Source organism: Dyadobacter alkalitolerans DSM 23607 (genome assembly GCF_000428845.1).
GTDB classification, from domain to species: domain Bacteria; phylum Bacteroidota; class Bacteroidia; order Cytophagales; family Spirosomataceae; genus Dyadobacter; species Dyadobacter alkalitolerans.
Genome location: NZ_AUAS01000007.1, coordinates 238,388 through 262,122 on the forward strand (window position 1 = coordinate 238,388; position 23,735 = coordinate 262,122).

Annotated in this window: 22 protein-coding genes; 18 read left to right on the forward strand and 4 right to left on the reverse strand. The window is 48.1% G+C overall.

Going from position 1 to position 23,735, the window contains the following annotated elements:
• Positions 1-4: 4 nt before the first annotated feature.
• Positions 5-427, reverse strand: a complete 423-nt coding sequence (locus G395_RS0116075) for a response regulator (RefSeq protein WP_026630993.1) — start codon at positions 425-427, stop codon at positions 5-7.
• A 231-nt stretch (positions 428-658) separates the two neighbouring features.
• Between G395_RS0116075 and G395_RS31175 the strand changes: the two genes are divergently transcribed.
• The 8 genes from G395_RS31175 (at position 659) to G395_RS0116120 (ending at position 10,753) form a co-directional block, all read left to right on the forward strand.
• Positions 659-1,018 (forward strand): YtxH domain-containing protein, encoded by a 360-nt coding sequence (locus G395_RS31175; RefSeq protein ID WP_026630994.1) that lies wholly within the window; start codon positions 659-661, stop codon positions 1,016-1,018.
• Positions 1,019-1,020: 2 nt separating this feature from the next.
• A complete protein-coding gene (locus G395_RS0116085) occupies positions 1,021-1,449 on the forward strand; it encodes a YsnF/AvaK domain-containing protein (protein WP_026630995.1) in 429 nt (142 codons plus the stop codon).
• 47 nt (positions 1,450-1,496) lie between these two features.
• Entirely contained in the window at positions 1,497-2,567 is a 1,071-nt protein-coding gene (locus tag G395_RS0116090; protein WP_026630996.1) for a YsnF/AvaK domain-containing protein, read from the forward strand.
• 172 nt (positions 2,568-2,739) lie between these two features.
• Entirely contained in the window at positions 2,740-3,237 is a 498-nt protein-coding gene (locus G395_RS0116100) for a hypothetical protein (protein ID WP_026630997.1), read from the forward strand.
• A gap of 194 nt (positions 3,238-3,431) precedes the next feature.
• Positions 3,432-6,533 carry a SusC/RagA family TonB-linked outer membrane protein gene (locus tag G395_RS0116105; protein ID WP_026630998.1) on the forward strand — a complete coding sequence of 1,034 codons (3,102 nt, stop codon included), beginning with the start codon at positions 3,432-3,434 and terminating at the stop codon, positions 6,531-6,533.
• 30 nt (positions 6,534-6,563) lie between these two features.
• The gene (locus G395_RS0116110) at positions 6,564-8,108 is read left to right on the forward strand and encodes a RagB/SusD family nutrient uptake outer membrane protein (RefSeq protein WP_026630999.1); all 1,545 of its coding nucleotides are present in this window, start codon (positions 6,564-6,566) and stop codon (positions 8,106-8,108) included.
• A gap of 31 nt (positions 8,109-8,139) precedes the next feature.
• Entirely contained in the window at positions 8,140-9,213 is a 1,074-nt protein-coding gene (locus G395_RS0116115; protein ID WP_026631000.1) for a glycoside hydrolase family 43 protein, read from the forward strand.
• Between the two features lie 52 nt (positions 9,214-9,265).
• The gene (locus tag G395_RS0116120; protein ID WP_026631001.1) at positions 9,266-10,753 is read left to right on the forward strand and encodes a family 43 glycosylhydrolase; all 1,488 of its coding nucleotides are present in this window, start codon (positions 9,266-9,268) and stop codon (positions 10,751-10,753) included.
• 58 nt (positions 10,754-10,811) lie between these two features.
• Here G395_RS0116120 and G395_RS0116125 read toward each other — a convergent pair whose 3' ends face one another.
• Together G395_RS0116125 and G395_RS0116130 are read right to left on the reverse strand one after the other, a co-directional pair.
• Positions 10,812-11,063, reverse strand: a complete 252-nt coding sequence (locus G395_RS0116125) for a hypothetical protein (protein ID WP_026631002.1) — start codon at positions 11,061-11,063, stop codon at positions 10,812-10,814.
• A gap of 71 nt (positions 11,064-11,134) precedes the next feature.
• Positions 11,135-11,575 carry a hypothetical protein gene (locus tag G395_RS0116130; RefSeq protein ID WP_026631003.1) on the reverse strand — a complete coding sequence of 147 codons (441 nt, stop codon included), beginning with the start codon at positions 11,573-11,575 and terminating at the stop codon, positions 11,135-11,137.
• 185 nt (positions 11,576-11,760) lie between these two features.
• Between G395_RS0116130 and glgX the strand changes: the two genes are divergently transcribed.
• From glgX to G395_RS0116150, 4 genes are all read left to right on the forward strand, one after another.
• A complete protein-coding gene (gene glgX / locus G395_RS0116135; RefSeq protein WP_051350214.1) occupies positions 11,761-13,962 on the forward strand; it encodes a glycogen debranching protein GlgX in 2,202 nt (733 codons plus the stop codon).
• 14 nt (positions 13,963-13,976) lie between these two features.
• Positions 13,977-14,693: a DUF421 domain-containing protein gene (locus G395_RS0116140; RefSeq protein ID WP_026631005.1), complete on the forward strand. Its 717-nt coding sequence runs from the start codon at positions 13,977-13,979 to the stop codon at positions 14,691-14,693.
• Positions 14,690-15,376 (forward strand): DUF421 domain-containing protein, encoded by a 687-nt coding sequence (locus tag G395_RS0116145; RefSeq protein WP_026631006.1) that lies wholly within the window; start codon positions 14,690-14,692, stop codon positions 15,374-15,376. Before G395_RS0116140 ends, G395_RS0116145 begins: the two co-directional genes overlap by 4 nt.
• Before the next feature lie 73 nt (positions 15,377-15,449).
• Positions 15,450-16,046, forward strand: a complete 597-nt coding sequence (locus G395_RS0116150) for a hypothetical protein (protein WP_026631007.1) — start codon at positions 15,450-15,452, stop codon at positions 16,044-16,046.
• A gap of 137 nt (positions 16,047-16,183) precedes the next feature.
• Here the strand turns inward: G395_RS0116150 and G395_RS0116155 are convergent, their stop codons facing one another.
• Positions 16,184-17,098, reverse strand: coding sequence for an LEA/WHy family protein (locus G395_RS0116155; RefSeq protein WP_169720043.1), 915 nt, complete (start codon positions 17,096-17,098; stop codon positions 16,184-16,186).
• A gap of 154 nt (positions 17,099-17,252) precedes the next feature.
• Between G395_RS0116155 and G395_RS0116160 the strand changes: the two genes are divergently transcribed.
• The 6 genes from G395_RS0116160 to G395_RS0116185 all read left to right on the forward strand — a co-directional run bounded on the left by G395_RS0116160 (position 17,253) and on the right by G395_RS0116185 (position 23,735).
• Positions 17,253-18,410, forward strand: coding sequence for a zinc-dependent alcohol dehydrogenase (locus G395_RS0116160; protein WP_026631009.1), 1,158 nt, complete (start codon positions 17,253-17,255; stop codon positions 18,408-18,410).
• 7 nt (positions 18,411-18,417) lie between these two features.
• Entirely contained in the window at positions 18,418-18,912 is a 495-nt protein-coding gene (locus G395_RS0116165; protein ID WP_026631010.1) for a hypothetical protein, read from the forward strand.
• A gap of 212 nt (positions 18,913-19,124) precedes the next feature.
• Positions 19,125-20,201 (forward strand): glycosyltransferase, encoded by a 1,077-nt coding sequence (locus G395_RS0116170; RefSeq protein ID WP_229204187.1) that lies wholly within the window; start codon positions 19,125-19,127, stop codon positions 20,199-20,201.
• 57 nt (positions 20,202-20,258) lie between these two features.
• Positions 20,259-22,109, forward strand: a complete 1,851-nt coding sequence (locus G395_RS0116175) for a glycoside hydrolase family 2 protein (protein ID WP_035361474.1) — start codon at positions 20,259-20,261, stop codon at positions 22,107-22,109.
• Complete coding sequence (locus G395_RS29550) at positions 22,106-23,455, forward strand: amine oxidase (RefSeq protein ID WP_310588889.1); 1,350 nt, start codon at positions 22,106-22,108, stop codon at positions 23,453-23,455. Before G395_RS0116175 ends, G395_RS29550 begins: the two co-directional genes overlap by 4 nt.
• Before the next feature lie 31 nt (positions 23,456-23,486).
• Positions 23,487-23,735: a hypothetical protein gene (locus tag G395_RS0116185; RefSeq protein ID WP_026631013.1), complete on the forward strand. Its 249-nt coding sequence runs from the start codon at positions 23,487-23,489 to the stop codon at positions 23,733-23,735.

Below are 23,735 nucleotides of genomic sequence, written 5' to 3' on the forward strand. Positions count from 1 at the left end.
CGGTTCAGAAATTATTAGGGGCAGCACACTTTTTCCAATAGTCGATCATCACTTTGATAGTCGACTTAATCTCTTCAAATTCACCTGGTTTTACAAAAAAACCCTGCGCTGATGTGCTGTAAGCGTCGATCACAACCTGGTGGTTGATGGCTGTCGTAAAGTAAACGTAAGGAATGCATTTAAGGCTAAGTTCAGCGTCTGTTTGAACCTTTCTCCTCAGTTCCAGTCCGTTAAGCTGTGGCAAATTAATGTCCGAGATAATGATAAAGGGCCGTTCGTTAACCTGATACAAATATTGTAATGCCGTTTGCCCATCCGTAAAATACATCCGCGGATTGGAGTAACCAAGCTCATTAAAAACTTCTTCTAATACAAACTGATCGTCGGGGTCGTCTTCTATGATGATAATCGGGCCGTTCTTATTCATGCTATATAATTGTGTAGCGGGGAACTCAATTAAATTACAACCATACTTTTGCAGGAGGTCATTTGCCAAAGCTAAACAGCTTTAATGTTAAATCAACATTCGCGCCGTAAATAACTTTGCCAGCGAATTCTGCATGGCTTAACATTGCATTATGCGTCGCTGAATCGTCCCTGGCTTTTCGCCTGGCACATTTTTAGCAGTAATTAACGCTCAACTAAACATTATAATGTCATGAGCTCGAAGTATCATTATGAAGACAAAGAAGATTTCAACGGCGGTTTTGTAATTGGTGTGCTCGTAGGTGCGACAGTTGGTGCGTTAGCTGCCATGTTATTCGCTCCAAAATCAGGCGCAGAGACACGTCAGCAGATTAAAGACCTGGCCGATCAGCAAAAAGACAAGCTGAAAAATCAATGGGAAGAAACAAAATCAAAGGCCGCCGAAGTAGCTGGCACAGCCAAAGACAAGCTTAACTCTTTGACAGACCAGGTTAAAGACACAGCGAATGCATATGTCGATAAAGCAAAGGGTTCCGCTGAACAACTTGCCGGTGAGACAAAAGAAACTGTGGATAAATTTCCGAGACAATAACAATGTCTTCTAATCAGGACGATTCCGGGATCGGTCATGAATTTTCTTCCGGGGAAACAAAAAAGATCCCGGTAATCGAGGAAAAACTGGTTATATCTTCCAAAGTCGTGGAAACGGGAAGCGTTTTCATTTCAAAAAAAGTGCTGGAAGAGGAGGTTTTTGCTGATGCTACGGTTACAAGTGAAGAAGTGACCATAGAAAGAAAAGAAATCAATCAGTACGTGGACGCTGCTCCGGCACCTGTCCGACAGGAGGGGGATATTACCATTATTTCGGTTGTTAAGGAGGTTTTGGTTGTGGAAAAGCGGTTGATGCTTGTTGAAGAAATTCACATAAAAAAGCAACAGCACCAGGATCAGAAAACATATTCACAAGTGCTGAGAAAAGAAGAAGTCACGATATCAAGGGACACTTCAGGCATGGAAATTTAAGGGTGGGCGGCGAATCAACAAACCAATAACTTTTAAAATAAGAAATCATGGCTAATACAGTAGTTGGAATTTTCGAATATGAAAGTGATGCGCAGGAAGCGCAAAACTATTTACTGGCAAACGGATTCGCAGGCGGCGATGTCGATATCAAAACGGCTTCCTACAAGTCGGACCAGGAAACATCAACTGTTAATAATGATGACGATGATGTTATGGACCGTATCGGCAACTTTTTCAGGGATCTGTTTGATGGTGACGAAGAAGAAACAAGACGTTACTCGGAAGCGGGACGTCGTGGAACCATTGTTACTGTACATGCTGCCAATGCTATGGAAGCTGAAAATGCAGCTGCTATTCTCGACCAGTTCGGTGCAGTCGATGTGAATGACCGCGCTGCTCAGTACACAGCAGACCAGGGATATGCAGGAACCGCTACGGAAGTTCCGGTAAATCCATATCCGGATAACACAGTCGATCCTTATGCAAACCGATCGCTTAACGTTGTATCTGATGCAGACGATCTAACAACCCGTAACGACAGCTCCCTGATTGGCGATGAGTATTCAACCAACCGCGATCGTTCACTTATTGAAGATGACTATTCAACAATCCGGAATGACAGCTCAATTGTTAGCGATGACATTTCAACAAATCGCGAGAGTTCACTGATTGGCGATGACTATTCGACCAATCGGGATGAAAGATCCATCCTTGCGGATGAGCAATCCGGATCGTTACCAGTCATTAAAGAAGAGTTGCAAGTTGGAAAACGCGAGATCGAAACGGGCGGCGTGCGTCTGAGAAGCCGCATTATTGAACGACCGGTTCAGGAAAGCGTTCGCCTTCGTCAGGAGCAAGTGAATGTGAACAGGACACCTGTTGACCGCATTGCTTCGGAATCGGATTTTGACACTTTCACGGAAGGAACTATTGAAATGAAGGAATATGCAGAAATCCCGGTTGTAAATAAGGAAGCTCGGGTGGTGGAAGAAGTAAGCTTAAACAAAACGGTGGATGAGCGCGATGAGGTAATCAACGAAATGCTGCGTCATACAGAAGTGGAAGCCGAAGATCTGACCGATGAAGAGCGATTGAGAAGAAGGGGTCTCGACCTTTAATCAGGCATAATTAGAAAATCAAATAGGCACTTCAACAAGTGCCTATTTTTTTGTGCTCAAAAATGAAAATTTGTTAGTGAGCGATCTGATCTGTTTGGCATGCCTTTTATAATATCCTCCGCCTGGAATGGCTATCATGCCCAAACATTATTCATCAAACACTAACCGAATTATGAACAAGCCAATAATCTCATTTCTTGCAGCAATGCTTTTCGCTGCCACCGTGTCGTATTCTCAAAATGCAACCGTCTCGGGCGGGCAGGATTCTGATAAGAGCAAGCAAGGACAAAGTGCATCGCAAACTCAGCAAGGACAGTCTGCCTCTCAGAGTAAGCAAGGCCAGAACAGCGCGCCGGCTGCAACCCCATCCAATCCCAGGCCGGAGGGCAGGAGCAACGCTAACAGCGGCGACGTAAAATCAAGCACGAGACCGGGAGGCGCCACCAACGAGAACGCGAACGACGTCGGCAAATATTCTTCCGATAAAGAGGATTCGAAATCATTACTGAACTCAAAGGAAGCAGTAGCAAGGCGCAAAAAAAACCTGACCGAGTCGGATACGACAGTGAAGAAAGGCAGCGGTTCTGCACCAAAAAATACGAAGAACCACACCGGGAAGACCAACAATTACAAAAACGAAGCCACCAAGCATAATACGAAGCAGGAGTAGTTGCGCAGGAGTAGTTTCTGATTAATGCGGCAAAATGAAATACCGCCATAGAAATGTGGCGGTATTTTACGCTATGTAATCATTGCTTTGTCCTTGAAATTGGCACAATTTTTATAGAATATATGCAATTTTTTCTGTCGATGAGGAGTTACAATTAACATCAAGGATTCATTTAATTCATCAACCCATCAGCTATGCGTAATTATTATACCCTGTTTCAACTCTTATTTATTCTGCTTTCCAGCGTTCATTGTGCCCTCGGGCAGGGCACTAATGTAACCGGTGTCGTGCAAACAGCCACGGGTGAAGCGCTGCCTGGCGCCACGGTCGTCGTCACAGGAACGAATGCCGCCACCATTACAGATGCCGACGGAAAGTTTACAATTAACGCCCAAAACGGTCAGACATTACGGGTTACTTTTATCGGCTACCTGCCTTCGGACGTGCCCGTTACCGACCAGACCAGCTACACGATACAGCTCGCCGAGGATGCTCAGAATCTGGAAGAATTTGTGGTGATCGGTTACCAGTCGGTCCGCCGCTCAGATCTGACGGGCGCAACGGGTATCATTGATGCCCAGAATACGAACAAACGGATTGCCCGTTCGGTCCCGGAAGCATTGCAGGGCATGACCCCGGGCGTCGCGGTCCGGAATGGCGGTGCGCCCGGACAGGAAGCAGTAGTAAACATTCGCGGACTGAGTACACTGTTCGGAAATGCAAGCCCGCTGTATGTCATCGACGGTATGCTTGCCGATGCCAACACAACGGTCAATCCCAATGATGTAGAAACGATACAAGTGTTAAAAGACGCGTCGGCGGCGGCCATTTATGGTTCCCGGGCTGCAAACGGAGTCATTATCATTACTACCAAGAAAGGAAAAGAAGGTGCACTGAAAGTGGATGCATCGGCGCGTTTTGGCATTTCATCGCTTCCCAAACGGTGGGATATGATGAATGCACAGGAATACGTGGCAACAAATACCCGCGCTTACCAGGCAGCAGGTTATGCATTGCAGCCATCTGTGGCTAACTATAATGGCGCTGTTAATACAAACTGGGCTGACGAGTTGCTGCAAACAGGCAGTATTCAGGATTATAATGTCAGCTTGTCTGGCGGAGGCAAGGATAGCAAATATCTCATCTCCGGCTCTTATTTTGCGGATGAAGGTGTGCTCAAAGCCCGGGATTTCAAGCGTGGTTCGATGCGGATCAATACCGAGGCAACCCGCAATAAATTTACTTTCGGCGAAAACCTGATGGTGTCGAGCACCGAGCGGAATGCGCCTTTTCAGGGTGGATTTGCAGAGGGAAATGCCTGGTATGATGTATGGACGAGCCTGCCGATCATCCCGGTCCAAAGTGCCGACCTGCAAAGCACTTCCAATCCGGGCGGCTGGGGTTACGGGTCATTCAATGCCCGGTCATTTTCCAGAAACCAGGCTGCCATCAACGACATTACCCGCTCAACTTCCAATTTTTTCAAAGTGCTGGGTAATGCATTTATCGATTATAAAATCCTGAAAAATGTTACTTACCGCTTCAATGCCGGTTTGGAAACGAGTTTTGACAAAACCAATAACATCAGGAAAGAAGGCCTCTGGTACTGGAACCAATCGCCGGAATTCAGCAGCGTAGGGCAGACAAGGGCGCAATTCCTGAGCTATCTGTTTGAGCATACATTGAATTTCAATTTTACATTTAATAAACACAACTTAAACGGAGTCGTAGGTTACACGCAGCAGACCATTCGCAATGATGATGTTGGCGGGCGACGTTTACAGCTGGGTGTGTATGGCGGTGATTATTTTACAACCATCAATTCAGCCAGTGGTGGCATGACTGCGACGGGAACACGTTCACAAACGCTGATCAATTCCGCTTTGGGCAGGTTGAACTATAACTTTGCTGAAAAATATTACCTCACATTCACTTTCCGGGCTGATAAGGACTCACGTTTCTCGCCGGCTCACCGCACGGGATATTTTCCATCGGCCGCAGCTTCATGGAAAGTCTCTAATGAAGAATTTTTCAAATCTGACATTATCGACGAGCTGAAACTGAGAGGTTCTTATGGTGTCCTTGGCTCGGCGAATTTGAGTAACTATCAGTTTACCGGATTCTTGAACCAGGCTCCACGGGCAGTTTTTGGATCGGGGCAGACAGAATTTCCAGGTGCTACGCAAGCCAGGCTGGTTTATGAAGATATTAAATGGGAACAAAAAGCGACAACCAACATTGGTGCTGACCTGGTGCTTTTCAACAACAAGCTTGCTATTACCATTGACGCGTTCCGTTCTGTGGCAAAAGACGTTCTACTGTCCCTGCCATTGCCCCTTTACATCGGGAATTTGCAGGGCGATCCGTTGGTTAACATTGGTTCTATTGAAAACAAAGGCATTGAGCTGGATTTCGCCTACCGCCATACATCCGGACCATTCACATGGAGCGTTGCGCCCAATTTCAGTCTGATCCGGAACAAGGTGCTCGAACTGGGTAATCTGGGTGTGGATGAAGAAACGGGGGAGCCGAGAAATTACATTCAATCGGGCAATACGCGTTCGCAAGTGGGCCGCTCTATTGGTGAATATTATTTGATTAAAACAGATGGCCTCTTTCAGAATGACGAAGAAATTCAGGCGCATAAAGCACAGGCGGCTTATGCAAAACCGGGTGATGTCCGCTACGTAAACCGCATCGATCAGGGAACCAATGATGATATCAACGACCGCGACCGCACATTTGCGGGCAGTCCCTGGCCGAAACTGACTTCCGGTTTGATCCTGAACGGGTCGTGGTCGGGCCTATCGCTGAATGTCCAGTTCTATGGGGCATTTGGCCAAAAAATTTACAATGATGTGAGGAGGGACATTGACGGAATGGGCTACTCCAACTACCGCAGTGACATTAACCCGTGGACTCCACAAAATACAGACACTGATTTCCCACGCTTAGGTGTTTCGTATTCCACCGGAGCAGCAGGCGACCCAGCCAGTGCAGATCGTGGCATTGTATCCAATGTGCGCGGCAATACGGACCGCTGGCTGGAAAACGGGTCCTATCTGAGGCTTAGAAATGTGGAACTTTCATATTCCATCCCCGAAGCTGTGACTACCAAACTGGCTCTGAGCAACGCCAGAGTATATGTAAGCGCACAGAACCTGCTGACGTTTACCAAATATACGGGGCTTGATCCGGATGTGGTCGGAGCGAATTTCAATCTCGAACCGGGCGTCGACCTGGGCGGATATCCGTCTTCCCGTATCATTTCTTTCGGCATCAACCTGGGTTTCTGATCAGCAGCCTTTATCTCAAAAGACATCAACATGAAAAAGATATTTTTGCTTACCTCATTCATTTTAATGGTTGCCACGGCTTGTAACCGCGATTTTGATCAGCCGAATCCGAATAACCCTACCATTGCGTCTTTCTGGAAGAGCCAGAACGATGCCATTAAAGGGATCAACGCCGTTTACAGCACATTCCACAGGACTGCCACGCTTTATTCCCGGTTCCTGTTTTACCACGGCATGCTGCGTTCGGACGAAGGTTACGGCTCAGGCGGTGACATTACGCTCAACAATGTGATGGGTTTCAATCAGACCAATTACAACGAAGGACTGACCGCCGGGACGTGGCAAAATCTGTTTATCGGCATTTTCAGGGCCAATCAGGTGCTTGCTTATGTGCCGGGGATCGAGATGGACGAAGCATTGAAAAACCGGATCATCGGCGAAGCGAAGTTTATGCGCGGCCTGTTTTATTTCAACCTGGCGCTTTATTTCGGAAGGCCACCCATTATCCTTGAACCTTCCGAACCAACAGATCGTCCTGTAAATGCAACCAATGAGCAGGCGTGGGCGCAAGTTGTAAAAGACCTGACCGAAGCCGCACCTGCATTGCCATTAAGCTACACCGGAGACGACCTCGGCCGGGCCACACGCGGCGCAGCCATGGGTTTATTGGGAAAAGCCTTTTTGCAGCAAAATAAAAATCAGGAAGCAGCAACAGCATTGGCCTGGTTCATCACAGGAGAAGGAAAAGGGCTGTACACGCTTACCGCCAATTATCAGGACAACTTCAAAGCATCCACGGAAAACAACAGCGAATCGGTATTTGAGATCCAGTTCCGTTTTAATCCGAACGAGAACACGGATGACGACGTGGATGAAACCCGCATCAACAACACCGGAACTTCCATTGCGCAGTTTTATGCGCCACGGGGCGTAGGCTTTTCGGATGGAGGTGCGCGTCGCTGGCTGGTAGGGGAATTTAAAAAAGAAAATACCGCACTGGGCACCAGAGACCCCAGACTTGCCGCAACATTACTCTTCGATTCCACAGACGTTCGTGGTCCCAACTTTACCATGGTTTACGGCAAAACATTTGCCAGCCGTTACGGCACCAACACCGGCGAAAGCAGTTCAGTATGGTTCAGAAAACAGCTCAATGACAATGAAGCGGGCCGGACCGAGGAAGGTTTCCGTTCGCCCAATAACCATCGCTTGCTGCGTTATGCCGATATTTTACTCATGTACGCGGAGGCGCTTAACGGACTCGGGCAAACAGCACAGGCTTATCCATTCGTAGACATGGTGCGTGTGCGGGCAGGTCTGCGACCACTTACACAGGCCAGACCAGGCTTGTCACAAGCACAATTCGTTGCCCAGATCAAGCATGAGCGCATTACTGAGCTTACTGGTGAAACCTGGCGATTTGCCGATCTGCAACGCTGGGGAGATTTAGGAAAAGAGCTGGCTGCCCGTGACCCGGAATTTACGAACTTCGAAAAAGGCAGGAATGAATGGTATCCCATTCCACAATCGGATATCGATTTAAATCCTAACCTAACGCAGAATCCACGTTATTAGTAGTAAATTCTGGTTCATTTAAACCGCCGTTATGACATTCAAAACCCTGTATAAGCCAGTCCTGATCTGGTGCCTTGCATTTTTATTTATAGACGCATCCTGTAAAAAGGAAGCAAAAAGCCCCGAGCCGGGTAAGCAGCAGCAGGCAGCAACATTTTCCAACCCCTTATTGAATGCTGCTCCCGATCCCTGGGTTTTTCAAAAAGATACAACCTACTATTATTTGCATACGTTGGGCAACCGGATACAGATCTGGAAGACGGGTAAAATGAGCCGCTTGAAGGATGTAACGCCGGTTACGGCCTTTAATGCGCCCGCATCAGGCGGAAACTCGCGGGATATCTGGGCACCGGAGCTCTTTTTTCTGAATGGTAAATGGTATATCTACTATACCGGCTCCGACGGACAGGACCGCAACCACCGCATGTGGGTGCTTGAAAATGCGAATGCAGATCCGACGCAGGGCACCTGGACGGATAAAGGCCAGCTTAAAACACAGCCGAAAGACCTCTGGTCCATTGACGCGACTGTTTTTCAGCAGGATACTACGCTCTTTATGGTTTGGTCAGGAAGGCCTTTTGCAGGTGGAAGCACCGACTTAACCCAGAACTTATACATTTCGCGGATGGCTAATCCGTTTACCCTTGCCGGGCCTACGGTGAAGATCGCTGATCCGCAGTATGATTGGGAAAAGCGTGGGTTTCCAGTGAACGAAGGGCCGGAGATTTTGAAAAACCCGGCCGGACAAACCCTTCTCGTATATTCGGGAAGTTACTGCGGGGATGACCGTTATTCCCTCGGCATCTCACGTTTGCAACAAGGAAGTGATCCATTGAAACCTGCAAGCTGGACCAAACTGGCCAATCCGGTATTCACAGGCCTGGCTTCGGCCAATGCTTTCGGCGTGGGGCACAATGGCTTTTTCAAATCCAGAGACGGTAAGGAAGATTGGATCATTTACCATGCTAACTCGGCATCGGGGCAGGGCTGCGGCGGTTCACGGAATGTGAGAATGCAGAAATTTACCTGGACAGCGGACGGGCTTCCCAGCTTCGGCGAGCCGGTTTCTACGGGGCAAGCCATTGCCGTTCCCTCGGGCGAATAGCGTTTTGGCTTATATTTGGGGCCGGAACGCAGTTTACATTTAAAAGTTATTTATGAAAAAATTGAGCATTAGTCTGCTGTTGTTGATATTCGTACACATTGCCCATGCACAGCAGGCAGTAATCCGCGGGGATTTCGCGGACCCCTCCGTTATTAAAGTAGGAGACACCTATTACGCCGCAGGCACGAGTTCCAACTGGGCGCCGGGCTTTCCGATGATGAAGTCCAAAGACCTGAAAAACTGGACACAAACAGGATCCATTTTCCCCGACCTGACCGCCTGGGCGGATTATTACTACTGGGCGCCCGAGCTGAATTACGAGAATGGGAAAGTATATGTTTATTATACAGCACACAAAAAAGGAGGTAACCTGTGCGTAGGGGTAGCCAGTGCCGACACACCCGAAGGACCATTCAAAGATCACGGCCCGCTGGTTTGTCAGGAAGTAGGCTCAATCGACGGTTTCCCGATCCGGGATGAAAATAACAAGCTGCACCTGATCTGGAAAGAAGACGGCAATAGCGTAGGTAAGGCAACGCCGATCTGGGTCCAGGAAATCAATGAGGAAAAAACGGCGCTTGTGGGCGAAAAAAAGGAGCTTTTTAGAAATGATACGCCCTGGGAAGCCAACCTTGTAGAAGGCGTTTCGGTGATAAAAAACAATGGCTATTTCTATGCAATTTATGCAGCAGCAGGCTGCTGCGGGCCCGGTTGCACCTATGCAACCGGCATTGCGCGCTCTAAAAGCCTCATGGGGCCTTGGGAGAAATTCAAAGGAAACCCGATCATGACCGGCCAGGGCGACTGGATATGCCCGGGACACGGAACAGCCGTTACCTATCAGGGAAAAAATTACTTCCTTTATCACGCTTACGACAAGTCTTCAAACAAATATACGGGCCGTCAGGCGCTGGTTCGCGGTTTTGAGTTCACACCCGATAACTGGATCCGTTTTACGGATGAATATCTTACCCCGTCGGATAGCCCGAAAATGTTTACGGCAACAGATGATTTTAACAAAGAGAAACTTGATCTGCAATGGAGCTGGTCGGTTTTCAACAAGCCCGCTTTCGAGCTGAAAAACGGCCGTATCGGTTTACAGATTAAAGATGACCGCGAGCTGTTTATTGCAAGAAGGATAGAAGGCCCCAATTATGAGGCAACTGTGGAGACCATTCCCGCAAAAAGCGCAATGGCCGGTATAGCATTGATCGGTGATGAGAAAAATTTGATCTATGCTGTCGCAAAGCAGGATAGCATAGGCATTACCATTGTTAAAGATGGCGCAAGAAGCAGTCTGGGTAAGTTCCCTATTGCCACGCAGGGGAAAAATTTATTTATTAAAATGGCTGTAAAAAACAATACGGAGATTAGTTTTCAATACAGCCTCAATGGCACCGCTTTTACGGCTTTGAAGATCAGCGCGCCTGATATTACTTTCCTGCCTCCATGGGACCGGGCGGTCCGGGCCGGCGTTTTGGCCAAGGGTGTTGAGGGTGAAGTGGCGATTATAGAGAAATTTGTGTTTAAGAATCAATAATAAAAAGCCCACCGTGTCTTGAAGTAACGCACGGTGGGCTTTTTTAAGTTTGCATTGACTAATCGCCTTCCTGATCGTGTCCTTGCGTTTTTACAATCTTGTTATAAACGCCTAGCAGCAAAAATGGTGCTGCCCATTGTCCTACAAACAAAGCTGTATGCTTGCGTTTCATGATTTTCAATGCAAGCGAAACGCCCATTGATCCCAGCGCAGCCCATAAGAAAATGTCAGATGGTAACTTAGCGGTCTGCTCTTCGATTGCCTCGGCTACTTTGCCTTCGCTATGCGTGGCATTTGTTATATTTTCCATATTTATTGGTTTTAGTGCGGCTCGGGTATGTAAAAACCATACCAGCCTCCGCGTTGTTGATTCATATTGCTCTACACAATTCGTTTGTCCTTGAAAGCAGATAATGTTACCCCGAAAATGAGGTGCGCGATCATAAGCTGCGTGTAATATCCTTTTCGGTGCGTTTTGGGAGGATTAGGGTGGTTTTCAAACATTGTTTTCCACCAGAGTATCCCCGAGGTGCCTGCGACGGCCCCGTATAAAAGCCCGTTCAGCGGTGAAGCCTGCGCTTTGCCCAATTTGAGAAATAACTTATAACCTACCCCGAATCCTGCACCAATGAGATAATGGGATAGCCAGCCCAGAGGTGGCGCCGCTTCTTTTTCAATATCGAGAGATCTTTCCAGGAATGTGGCGAGCAGCTTTGGTTCGCTGAAATTTTCATCCTCCTTGTACGAAGCAATATAGCTGAACAGCGTCATGGCGGATGTGGCCGTCGCGGCAGCCAAAAGGGTGTTGGTTGCTGGTTTCATAACATAATCTTTATTGTGATGGGTTGGGAGTCATTCACGAGGCTAAGTGAATAACGGTCATGTTGCTTACAAAGATTGTACCGTTGCAAAACCAACAATATGTTTCCTTTTGCGATCGTATGGCCAACTTTGGCACACATTTTATATTCGCCGGAAGTTTAATGTACAGTAAAGCAAAACACATTATGGCAGATCGACATATAGAAAATGAATTGATTAAAGCGCCGAAATCACGGCAGCTGAAAGTTTTACCGGGAAATCCGTTCCCACTAGGCTCAACTTTTGACGGAAATGGGGTCAACTTCGCAGTATTTTCTGAAAATGCCGAAGAAGTTGATCTGTGTCTGTTCAAATCGGAGCATGATACCGAAGAATACATCAAGATCAAGATTGAGGAAGTGACGCACCACGTATGGCACGTGTACATACCCGGGCTCAAACCCGGACAGTTATATGGTTACCGTGTGGCAGGCCCCTATGAGCCGGAAAATGGACATCGGTTTAATCCTAACAAATTGCTGGTAGATCCGTACAGCCGCGCATTAGCCGGTGACCTGAAATGGGATGATGCATTATTCGGTTATGAGGTAGGCCATGAGGACGAAGACCTGAGTTTCAGCGAGTCCGACAGTGCGCCCTTTATCCCAAAATCGATTGTGATTGACGGCCAGTTCGACTGGGAAGACGATAAGCGTCCTGAAATTCCCTACCATGACTCGATCATTTACGAAGCGCATGTCAAAGGGCTGACGATGATGCATCCGGACATTCCCGAGGAAATTCGCGGCACTTATGCAGCCCTGGCCCATCCGGTTACTATTAACTATCTTACTTCGCTGGGAATAACGGCCATTGAACTGATGCCCGTCCACCAGTTTGTGGCCGACAGGCATTTACTGGAAAAAGGGCTGACCAACTATTGGGGCTATAACACCCTCAATTTTTTTGCGCCCGACCCACGTTACAGCAGCAGCGGGCACAATGGGGAGCAGGTGACTGAGTTCAAAAATATGGTGAAAGAGCTCCATAAAGCGGGTATAGAAGTGATTTTGGACGTAGTGTACAACCATACCGCGGAAGGCAATCACCAGGGACCAACGTTTTCTTTCAAAGGATTTGACAATGCTTCCTATTACCGGCTGACCCCGGAAGACCAGCGTTATTACATGGATTATACGGGCACAGGAAACACGCTGAATGTGCAATTGCCTAATGTGCTCGCGCTGATCATGGACAGCCTGCGATACTGGATCACCGAAATGCACGTGGACGGTTTCCGCTTTGACCTGGCATCTACGCTGGCTCGGACGCTGCATGAGACGGATAACCTGGGTTCTTTCTTTAACATTATCCATCAGGATCCCATTATTTCGCGCGTCAAACTGATTGCGGAGCCTTGGGACATTGGTGACGAAGGTTATATGGTAGGGAAATTCCCTCCTGGTTGGGCGGAATGGAATGATATGTTCCGGGATCAGATCCGTGATTTCTGGCGCGGGGAGGCGGTAGGGATAAGTGCTTTTGCCAACCGTTTTACAGGCAGCCCGGACCTTTACCAGGGCGATTACCGCCGCCCCACGGCAAGCGTTAATTTTGTTACGGCCCATGACGGCTTCACACTGCACGATCTTGTTTCCTATAATTCGAAGCATAATGAGGCGAATGGTGAGGATAACAAGGACGGGGCCGATGATAACAGGTCGTGGAACTGCGGTGTAGAAGGTGAAACGGACAACGAAGACATCATTCTGCTCCGGAACAAACAAAAAAGAAATTTTCTTGCGACAATGTTCCTGTCACAAGGCGTGCCGATGCTGGTGGCAGGTGACGAGCTGGGTCGTACGCAGGGTGGCAATAACAACAGCTATTGTCACGATGATGAAATATCCTGGGTTTCATGGGAAAAGGCTGATAACCAATTACTTGATTTTACCAGATCGCTGATCCGGTTCTGCAAGGAGCATCCGACATTCCGGCGCCGGAGATGGTTCCAGGGCTTGCCACTTCACGGTTCCGAAGCCAAAGACATTATGTGGTTTATGCCCGACGGAAGTCAGCTTACGGATGAGCAGTGGGAAAGAAGCTGCGCAGGTGCGATAGGGGTTTACCTGGATGGAAAAGGGATCCGGTGCGTAAATATGGACAACGAACGCATTGTAGACGACAGCTTCCTGCTGATTTTTAACAATTCCGATGAAGCGGTGGACTTTGTGCTCCCGTCAGAAGAATGTGGTGAGGATTGGGAAATTGTAATCGACACCGATGCAGGGATGATCGCAGAATCGGGCGATGATTTCAAACCCGGAGAAGTATTAACTGTGCCTGCCAGCTCCATTATGGTCCTGAAATGCCCGGATGCAGGAATAGAGAAAAATACTTTAACCTAGATCTTTTTGAAATAATGAAGAAGGAAGACATACAACCCTGGGATTGGCAAAGGATACTATTTGGGGAAGCGCCGCCTGAATTCCTGGTGGAAGTTTTTGTACGGACGTTCATCATTTATCTTGCTTTGCTCATCATCGTGAGGCTTATGGGTAAGCGCATGGGCGGTCAGTTGACGGTATCCGAGCTGGCCGTGATGGTCACGCTCGGGGCGATCGTCTCACCTGCCATGCAGATTCCGCAGCTGGGCGTGCTGATGGGTATCCTGATCCTGATCTGCGCATTGATCTTTCAACGCGGCTTGAACCTTACGGAGACAAAGAGCCCGGCATTTGAAAAAATAAGCCAGGGAGAAACGCAGCTTCTTGTCAAGCATGGTCGCATTCAGCTCGATCAGATGGCCGTTGCAAAGGTGTCGCGGCAGCAGCTTTTTTCCGCTTTGAGAAGTGAGAATGTCTATAACCTGGGTGATACGGGGCGCGTATACTTAGAAGCTTGCGGCATTTTTAGTATTTACAAAACCGAAGAGCCTGCCGCAGGCCTTCCTATTTTTCCTCCCACCGACGATGCTGTGAACTGTTATGCACAGGAACTGGTGGAAAATTGCCGCGCATGTGCCACCTGCGGTAATGTTACAGATTCGGAGGATGAGGACGAGGCATGCCAAGTTTGCACCGCTAAAACCTGGATCTCCGCAACCATTTCCGTAAAATCCCAACTTGCCGATTCATGAAACCAGAAGACATCCAAATCAATGATTGGCAACGAATATTTATAGGCGACGTTCCTCCTGCATTTTACCTGGAAGTGGTGTTACGCATTGCTATTATCTATCTCATCCTCATGGTTTCAATGCGGCTTATGGGCAAAAGAATGGCCTCTCAGCTCAGCCGCAATGAAATGGTAGCGATGGTATCTCTTGCTGCCGCCATCGGTGTGCCGCTGCAATCACCCGATCGCGGCATTCTTGCAGCTGTGGTTATTGCAATAATCGTTGTTTCCGTTCAGCAGCTGATAGCCAGGCTTGCCACCAAAAATGAAAGGCTGGAAACGGTTACACAAGGGGATATCACACCGCTAATCGAGGATTCCCATCTGAATTTGCATAACATGAAAAAGGTGGGAATAACCCGGGAAAGAGCGTTTGCGCAGCTTCGCAGTAAAAGTATCCGGCATTTGGGAGAGGTGAAAAGACTTTATTTTGAAGCCGGTGGCACTTTCACCTTAATGCGAAGATACGATGAGGTGCCCGGCCTGCCTATTCTGCCTATATGGGACAAGGAATATCAGTATGAGATCAGCGAAGCAGCGGATGAGTACGTTTGTGAGCAATGCGGAAATGCGGCGGTCGACAATGCAACCGATCAGAAATGCACCAACTGTGACAGTGACATATTTGTTTTTGCAGTAAAGTAGACGGCAAATCATCTAAAGCAGACCATGGGCACTGATTTTTTAAGGATAGAAAAGAAACATCCTAGCCTAGTCCATGAAAACCATACAGTTATTTGACCAATATGACCTTGGCGCGTTATTTTTAAAAAAAACAAACGAGGTTAACGACCTTATAGACGAATGGCCCGACGCTAATTTCGCGCCGGAGCAAATCGAATTGCACATTAGCAGTCTGAAAAACGATCATGAGCTGAAATTACCTCAGTTGGATTTTCTCAACGGACAGCATGAATTGTGTGAAAGGATTTATCCTGTTTCGGTTTACCAGCCGGGACGAAATAACAAAGCAAAGGTCAAGGTTTCAGTGCTGATCGTTCATTACGCCTTTAACGGACAAACATATCTCCTGGGATGTCGTCCGCCTATGGAAGTGCCGGCACCGATAGGGGAATGGCAGGCGGATACACTAAGCCAGCATATCAGTGTCGAATATATGGAATATGAAAAGTATCCCAAAAAGACATTGGCAGCGCATCAGGAATATGCAGCAGGTCTGCAACGCTGTTATGAATCGTTGCTAACAGCATTTGCAGAATTCAATAACAGGCTTGACGATATCATTAAAACCGCTATTAGTCAAAAAAGCGGTGAAATGGATGATATGCACCGGTTGATAGCCTTGCTGAGATAAGGTAAGGTGCAATGCATGAAGGAGTTAAACTGGGCAGATTAATGCCAACATTGGGGAATTTATAAAGCCGGAACATACCGGCTTTTCTTTTGAGCCCAAACGTCAAATTCGTCTTCCTATCAAAAAAAAGTTAAGCATCAGTCCGCCTTCTTTACAGCATTCATGATTTCATCGAGCGTGCCGGTAATGGTTGTAACCATTTTACTTTTGTTGAGCATCTTGTTTTCAGAATCGATCGTACCCGCAAACTTGCATGCAAACTGCGTATCTTTTTTATCAGTCAGCATTTTCCAGCCGGTTTTGAGCATATTGCCGTCTGTTAACTGTGCATGCACAGAAATGTTCTGGCTTCCTTTTGCCGGAATTGAAATGGTTTTTTCCAGAACTCCATTCATTTTAAGCGCGTCTTCCACGCTAAACTCAAATTTCCCATCACTTAATTTCAGCGGAAATAAATTCGGGTTAAACACTGCCACTTCGATATCCATGCCTTTGCTTTTTAGCGCAAGTGCATTCAAATCCACATGATTGATTTTTACTTTTGGTATTCTCAAAGCAGGCAGTCGCTTCGACACTTTCATGGTAAATTCGCGGTCACCGGCAATAGGAACATCCACCTCAAAAGAAGCTTTCATCTGATAGTCCGCACTGTCAATCTTATTGTCATCAAAATATTTGAGTACTCGGGCCATTGGCTTTACCAGCAGCTCCATAGGCATGGTAAGCGTGGTGCTGTCAGATGAACGGATGTTGATAGGTTTCTCATAAGCGTCTTCAATCACCTTTACGGAATCGATATAGACGACGTAATTAAGACGGCTTGTTTTAATGTCGACAGGAAGGGGATTATGAAGTATGACCTTGCTTTGCATTTTGATCCGGTCCGCATCAATATCCGTGATGTTTGTTGAAGCCACGCCGATTGTAGGCATCACCTTATCTGCCGCCTTTTCTTTTGCGTTTTCCGAAGAAGGCGACTTCCACCACCAGATCCCCACCCCAGCCAGTACAAGCAACACCAGCAAAACGATTAACCATTTATTGACCCGCATATGCATGAATTTTAGATACCAATTTATCCCCGCGGGCTATAATTTTTGTGCCATTGCCGATTTAGCGTGCATATATCTAATCTTTTGAGGAATGGTTTTTTAGTAAGGCGCGCTTCAACAGGAATATTAATCATCACTAACTAAAGAAAATAATATGTTAGCAATGAATTACCGCGGACCTTACCGCGTAAGAGCAGACCGGAACAAGCCAATGCCTGAAATTGAGCATTCCGGTGATGCGATCGTGCGGGTTACCCGCTCATGTATTTGCGGCTCAGACCTGCATTTATATCACGGATTAGTGCCAGACACAAGAGTAGGCACCACGTTTGGCCACGAGTTTATTGGCGTTGTTGAAGAAATCGGAGATTCGGTTCAAAATCTGAAAGTGGGCGATACGGTCCTTGTGCCCTTCAACATTGCGTGCGGAAAATGCGTTTTCTGCCAGCAGGGGCTGTATGGTAACTGCCATGAATCCAATCCGGAGGCAACTGCGGTAGGCGGGATCTTCGGTTATTCGCACACGGCCGGTGGTTTTGACGGAGGGCAAGCGGAATATGTACGCGTTCCGTACGCGGACTTTGGCCCGACGCTCATTCCCGAAGATATGGATCACGACGACGCGGTCCTGCTCACAGACGTAGTGCCCACAGGTTACCAGGCTGCTGAAATGGCCGGTATTAAACCGGGTGATACGGTGGTGGTCTTCGGTGCCGGTCCAATAGGCATTATGGCTGCTAAATCGGCCTGGCTGTTCGGTGCAGGCAGGGTGATCGTTATTGATCACATCGAATACCGGTTGGAATTTGTAAAACAATACGCGCAATGCGAAGCCTATAACTTCCGCTCACTGGAAGATCCTGTGCTTTTTATTAAGAAAACAACAGACTGGATTGGTGCTGATGTGTGTATTGACGCAGTAGGCTGTGAAGCGGCCGGCGATGCATTGCAGACCATTACAGGCCGGAAACTAATGTTACAGGCCGGTTCGGCCACTGCCTTACACTGGGCCATTAATGCTGTCAAAAAAGGAGGAATTGTGTCGATTGTAGGTGTTTACGGTCCTACGGGTAACCTGATACCCATTGGTAATGTAGTCAACAAAGGCATCACGATCAGAGCCAACCAGGCGTCTGTGAAACGATTGCTTCCAAGGTTGATCGAGCACGTGCAAGCGGGCCGCCTCGATCCGAAAGGGATCATTACGCACCGGATTCCGCTGGAAGAAGTAGGGGACGCTTACCATATTTTTTCCGCGAAACTGGACAACTGTATTAAAACGATTCTTATCCCACCATCAGCAAGAAAATAAGCTCGATATGAAAAAGACAGCAAGTGATTACAGCCATATTAACGGATGGGGAATTGACGCGGACCCTTTGGACGTGCCGAACTATCCGATAAAAAAACGAAACGAGAACGATAACAAAGGGATGATCTGGGAGCGCCCGGCGCAACAACCGGCGCTGGTGGAAATATTGCATTCCAACGAGCGTCCCGGACTTACAGCCGTGTTCGGCACACCCAATCCGCCAAGAGGGCTGAGCGGGCAGTTGCGGCGCTTTGCTTTCCGGTACAGTGAAAACACCTGGACACACTGGCTGGCACTTTTGGTAGCCGACCGGATCAACATGATGGAAGGAATCGGTGAAGATCTGAAAAACGGTCACATACCGGATCTGATCGCAGAGCACGGATTGAAATCCGAGCTGCAGTTTAATAAAATAGGATTGGCAAAAAAGGTGCTGACGGGTGCAGCAGTGATTACATTGGCTGTGTTGCTGATGAAGTCACGCTCGCGGGACGACAGTTAAGAAGCATGCATTTCAATCCAAAAAAGACCCGTACTCATATCAGTGCGGGTCTTTTTTTATAGCGCCATTTTCGCCTGGCACAATTCTTATTTAAGTGGGAGTTTTTTCTTTTAATCCGACACCGTTTTCTTATGACCACCAGACTTCAGAAAGACCTACTATGTTTTTCCCACCTCAGGTGGGACTTTGTGTTTCAGCGGCCTCAACATTTGATGACACGCTTTGCCCAAAATGGGAACGTTTATTTCCTGGAAGAACCTTTCTTCGATGCTTCCGGGGAGGCATATCTTGACATTAATAAAAAGCTGCCCGGATTATGGGTTTGCGTTCCGCATCTTCCGGCGGGCGGCACACAGGAGCAGACCAACGCGCTGATCAAAATGCTACTGGATTCATTCTTCGAGGAGCGTGACTGCGCGGATTTTGTCTTTTGGTATTATACGCCCGTTGCCTTTGAGTTTTCAAGATCATTTGCGCCCGGCCTGATCGTGTACGATTGCATGGATGAGCTGTCGGCATTTAAGTTTGCACCACCGCGTCTTAAATTCGTCGAGCAGCAGCTTCTGGCCAAGGCCGATGTTGTGTTTACCGGCGGCGTAAGTTTATATGAAGCCAAGAAGGCAAGTCACCACAACATTCATCCATTCCCGAGCAGCATTGATAAGCAACACTTTCAGGCAGCCAGAAACCAGCTGGCAGAGCCGGAAGACCAGGCTTCCGTTAAAGGAATAAAACTGGGCTTTTATGGGGTGATCGATGAGCGTTTTGATCAACAGCTGATCAGGGAAATAGCTGGCAAGCGACCGGACTGGCATTTGATGCTGATAGGGCCTGTTGTAAAGATCGATATGGCCGAACTGCCTGTTGCAGACAACATTCACTATCTGGGTTGCAAGACTTACCAGGAACTGCCCTCCTATCTGGCAGGATGGAATACAGCATTGATCCCGTTCCTTTTGAATGAATCCACGCGTTTTATTAGTCCTACAAAAACACCCGAATATCTCGCCGCAGGCAAGCCTGTGGTATCCACTGCGATCCGTGACGTTGTTTTTCCATATGCAAAAATGGGTCTTGTGAGTATCGGGCACGATGCAGATACTTTTATTAATGCTATTGAGCATGAGCTCACTAACCAGGAGAATGCGCAATGGCTGCAGTCCGTAGACGAATATCTGGCGGACAAGTCCTGGGAACATACTTTTAGCGCTATGCAGCGGTTGATGCTTTCGGCCAAAAAGCAGGAAACGCGGGTTGTGCTGACAAGGGAGCTCAAAAGTGCCAGCTAGTAGCAGTATCAGTCCGCATTAGCGGACATAACCGACGCGGAATTCAAAATAATAGCAATGCAAAACCATACCAATTACGGCTCGTCTAAAAGCCGGGAAGCGAATGTTGAGGACCTTACATTTCAGGATGATCTGCCCCGCGCGGTGCTCCGGCCCAATGAATATGTGCTGCTCGATGGAGAGTGGAAATTTGCAGTCGATCCGAATGACCGGGGGATTACAGAAAGCTGGTATGTCCGGCACAACTTTTCACAAACCGCGCAATGGCCCGGAAGTGTAGAACAGCATCTTGCAGCATCCCAGCATGATGTTGCTTCCTGGAAGGACAAAATTGTAGTCTGGTACGAACGTGAATTCGAACTTTCTCAGGAAGCATTGGCCGAGCATGACACGGACAGCATTTTGCAGCTGACTTTTGGTGCCTGCGGTTATGAGACCCGGGTTTGGTTAAACGGGCATCTGTTATCCACCATTGAAGGCGAGCAGGTCCATATGGGCGAGTACACTTCCTTCTCCTATGAATTGGAAGTGCTCCGACCGGTCAACAAGCTTACCGTTCGTGTTACCAGCAGTATGGACGCTGATATTCCGCGTGGTAAGCAGGAATCCCATGTTTACAAACGGGGCGGCATCTGGTACCAGACATTCACCGGCGCCGTCCGCAGCATATGGCTTGAAAGGGTAGAGCGGAACCGTTTGCGATCCAGGGTAGGTGTTGTGAGCATTATCGAGGATAACCTGGTGCGGTTCACACTTACCACGCGTATTCATGACCCGGGACAGTACAAGATCAAGCTGTCGGTTTTCGGTGCCGAATCGGGCAAATATGATAGACTCGTGGCAGAGGATGAATTTCCGCTGGTGCTTGTTGCAGGACAGAAGGCGCAGCGGCTTGTGCTGGACGTGCCGGATGCATTGTTATGGTCGCCCGAAACGCCTAACCAATACCGGCTTGTGGCGCAGCTCATTGATGAAAGAGGCGCTATTTCTGAAATTGAAACAAAATTCGGCCTCAGAAAATTTGAGGCCCGGGGCAGTCGCCTGTATCTTAATAATTTGCCGGTTTACCTCGACGGAATTCTTTACCAACCGGGTAATGCCAGCTATGACCAGATCAAGAAGCATTTGCTGGCTATGAAAGAGCTGGGATGCAACTTGGTAAGGATCCACATTGCCGGTGTAGACCCGCGTATTTATAAATTGGCCGATAAAATTGGCATACTGCTTTGGGTGGAAGTTCCCAGTCCGCACCAATCGACGCAGAAGAGCCGAGAGAATCACCGCGCCGAGCTGATGCGCATGCTGGCATTGATCGGGACGCATCCTTCCGTGGTGATCTGGAGCTTGTATAATGAAGACTGGGGAGCCCAGGACATTGCCGTGAATGTGGATACGCGCCAGTACATTACCGATATGTATCACTTCATGCAGATTGCCTACCCGCAGTTTATAGTTGTTGATAATGACGGCTGGCAGCATATTTCCTTTGAGGGAAGATTAAAGTCCGATCTGCTGACCGCGCATTTGTACACACCTGACCTCAATCATTGGAAATGGATGCTCGATGAATTGACAGCCGGGAATCTCAATTCGGTTGCAGCCTTTCCGCTCGTTGTCGGCGACCCGTTCTTTTACAGGAAACAGGTGCCGTTGATCGTGAGTGAATGGGGAGGTTTTGGATTTGAAAACTACGGCGGGCCGGTGGACGATTCTGCACGCGCCAGCCAGATCGCCCTTTTTAAAAAGGAACTGAGAAAGCGGTCCTTTTCTGGAGACGTTTATACGCAGGCCACCAACATTGAGGATGAACGCAACGGATTGATTGACTTTGAAACCGGCGAACTAATGGTTCCGGCCGGCTTGCTTACTTCGTCGCCCGACCCGGATCAAGAAAAGAACCCGCAGTGACAGACATTAGACCAAAAGAAATGCTGACTGAAAATAACATCCTCACTGAGTCAAAACGGATTTTCGAGAATCCATTCAAAACATTTTGGATGGCAGGCTTTGAATGCACCGATCAGTTGAACAACAGCGGCGAACGGGTTGATCTGCTCGAAATGACCGGTCACCTCGAACTGATCAGGGCGGATTATGCGCGGATTTCGTTACTGGGAATTTCAACGGTACGCGAGGGCATCCGTTGGAGTTTCGTGGAGAGGAGACCTTACGAGTATGATTTCAATCCAGTGCTGGAAATGATGCGTGCGGCTGACGAGCACGATGTGCAGCAGATCTGGGACATTTGTCATTTTGGTTACCCGGATGATCTGAGCCCTTTCCATCCCAAGTTTACCGCGCGTTTTGTGGCGCTTTGTGAGGCATTTGTTGATTTTTACTTACAAAATAATCCTGGGAAATTATTGCTCGTAACGCCGATCAATGAAGTGAGCTTTATTTCCTGGCTGGGCGGAGAGGTGGCCGGAACGGTGCCTTACTGTACGAAAAACGGCTGGGAATTGAAGTATGCATTAATGCGCGCCTACATTGCAGGAGCCAGGGCAATGAAACAGCGCAGCGGCCTCGTCCGGATCGTGACAACAGAGCCGCTCGTGAATATGGTGCCGGATTTTGACCCGGATTTGGAAGACCTGGCAACCGCCGCTGCCCAGAATGAGCAGCAGTTCCAGTCCGTCGATATGCTTTGCGGGCGGATATGCCCCGAGCTTGGTGGCAGCGAGGATCTGGTGGATGTAATTGGCTTTAACTTTTATTATAATAATCAATGGATCATAGGTGGATACCAGTTTCTCGGCTGGAACGATCCTGTGACTGATCCCCGCTGGAAACCACTGGCCGATCTTTTGCAAGCCGGATACGAGCGATATAACAAGCCTATCATTATATCCGAAACGAGCCATCCCAAGGAGGACAGGCCTTTATGGATCAATATGATCGCATCGGAATGTGCCGATGTGCTGGATCGCGGCGTGCCGTTGCTGGGTGTGTGCCTGTATCCCATCATCGACCGGCCCGACTGGGACCATCTCCATATCTGGCATCATTCGGGACTATGGGATACTGATTTTTCGAGTAAATACAGCCGGGTTTTGCATGAAGAATCGCAGCACGCGCTAATGGCGGCACAATTGCTTATTGCAAACACACTGGAAGCAAAAACGCAGCCCGCTATGCACTTGAATGTGACAGATCCGGACGAAGTGTCGTATCGTAAAACGAACGACTTCAATACGGAAGATCTGGCGACAATGAAGACGAGCGACTTTGATCCGGAAGGTCTGTCGTATAACTAAATGTTGTTTAGGGAAATAGGAATGTCGTTATATGAAAATCGGAGAGAAATTACAGAAAGTGCTCAGTAAGCAATATGCACCGGAGGAAATGATCACGCGGAAGTTTGAGCGTTACGACATCAGCTTCAAGACCGATGCAGATGGAAACCCTATCCTGCTTTTTATAGGCGCGCTTACACCGGATGGCAGGATCAAAGGTGAGCGTTTTACGCGTGTTTTAATTAAAGATAAACAAGGCGCAATCCTGAAAGACCATTGGGATGCGAAAGGTAAGATCTGA

Coding starts and splice junctions, on each gene's coding strand:
- G395_RS0116075 (WP_026630993.1), bottom strand. CDS start 427: ATGAATAAGAACGGCCCGATTATCATCATAGAAGACGACCCCGACGAT.
- G395_RS31175 (WP_026630994.1), top strand. CDS start 659: ATGAGCTCGAAGTATCATTATGAAGACAAAGAAGATTTCAACGGCGGT.
- G395_RS0116085 (WP_026630995.1), top strand. CDS start 1,021: ATGTCTTCTAATCAGGACGATTCCGGGATCGGTCATGAATTTTCTTCC.
- G395_RS0116090 (WP_026630996.1), top strand. CDS start 1,497: ATGGCTAATACAGTAGTTGGAATTTTCGAATATGAAAGTGATGCGCAG.
- G395_RS0116100 (WP_026630997.1), top strand. CDS start 2,740: ATGAACAAGCCAATAATCTCATTTCTTGCAGCAATGCTTTTCGCTGCC.
- G395_RS0116105 (WP_026630998.1), top strand. CDS start 3,432: ATGCGTAATTATTATACCCTGTTTCAACTCTTATTTATTCTGCTTTCC.
- G395_RS0116110 (WP_026630999.1), top strand. CDS start 6,564: ATGAAAAAGATATTTTTGCTTACCTCATTCATTTTAATGGTTGCCACG.
- G395_RS0116115 (WP_026631000.1), top strand. CDS start 8,140: ATGACATTCAAAACCCTGTATAAGCCAGTCCTGATCTGGTGCCTTGCA.
- G395_RS0116120 (WP_026631001.1), top strand. CDS start 9,266: ATGAAAAAATTGAGCATTAGTCTGCTGTTGTTGATATTCGTACACATT.
- G395_RS0116125 (WP_026631002.1), bottom strand. CDS start 11,063: ATGGAAAATATAACAAATGCCACGCATAGCGAAGGCAAAGTAGCCGAG.
- G395_RS0116130 (WP_026631003.1), bottom strand. CDS start 11,575: ATGAAACCAGCAACCAACACCCTTTTGGCTGCCGCGACGGCCACATCC.
- glgX (WP_051350214.1), top strand. CDS start 11,761: ATGGCAGATCGACATATAGAAAATGAATTGATTAAAGCGCCGAAATCA.
- G395_RS0116140 (WP_026631005.1), top strand. CDS start 13,977: ATGAAGAAGGAAGACATACAACCCTGGGATTGGCAAAGGATACTATTT.
- G395_RS0116145 (WP_026631006.1), top strand. CDS start 14,690: ATGAAACCAGAAGACATCCAAATCAATGATTGGCAACGAATATTTATA.
- G395_RS0116150 (WP_026631007.1), top strand. CDS start 15,450: ATGAAAACCATACAGTTATTTGACCAATATGACCTTGGCGCGTTATTT.
- G395_RS0116155 (WP_169720043.1), bottom strand. CDS start 17,098: ATGCGGGTCAATAAATGGTTAATCGTTTTGCTGGTGTTGCTTGTACTG.
- G395_RS0116160 (WP_026631009.1), top strand. CDS start 17,253: ATGTTAGCAATGAATTACCGCGGACCTTACCGCGTAAGAGCAGACCGG.
- G395_RS0116165 (WP_026631010.1), top strand. CDS start 18,418: ATGAAAAAGACAGCAAGTGATTACAGCCATATTAACGGATGGGGAATT.
- G395_RS0116170 (WP_229204187.1), top strand. CDS start 19,125: ATGACACGCTTTGCCCAAAATGGGAACGTTTATTTCCTGGAAGAACCT.
- G395_RS0116175 (WP_035361474.1), top strand. CDS start 20,259: ATGCAAAACCATACCAATTACGGCTCGTCTAAAAGCCGGGAAGCGAAT.
- G395_RS0116185 (WP_026631013.1), top strand. CDS start 23,487: ATGAAAATCGGAGAGAAATTACAGAAAGTGCTCAGTAAGCAATATGCA.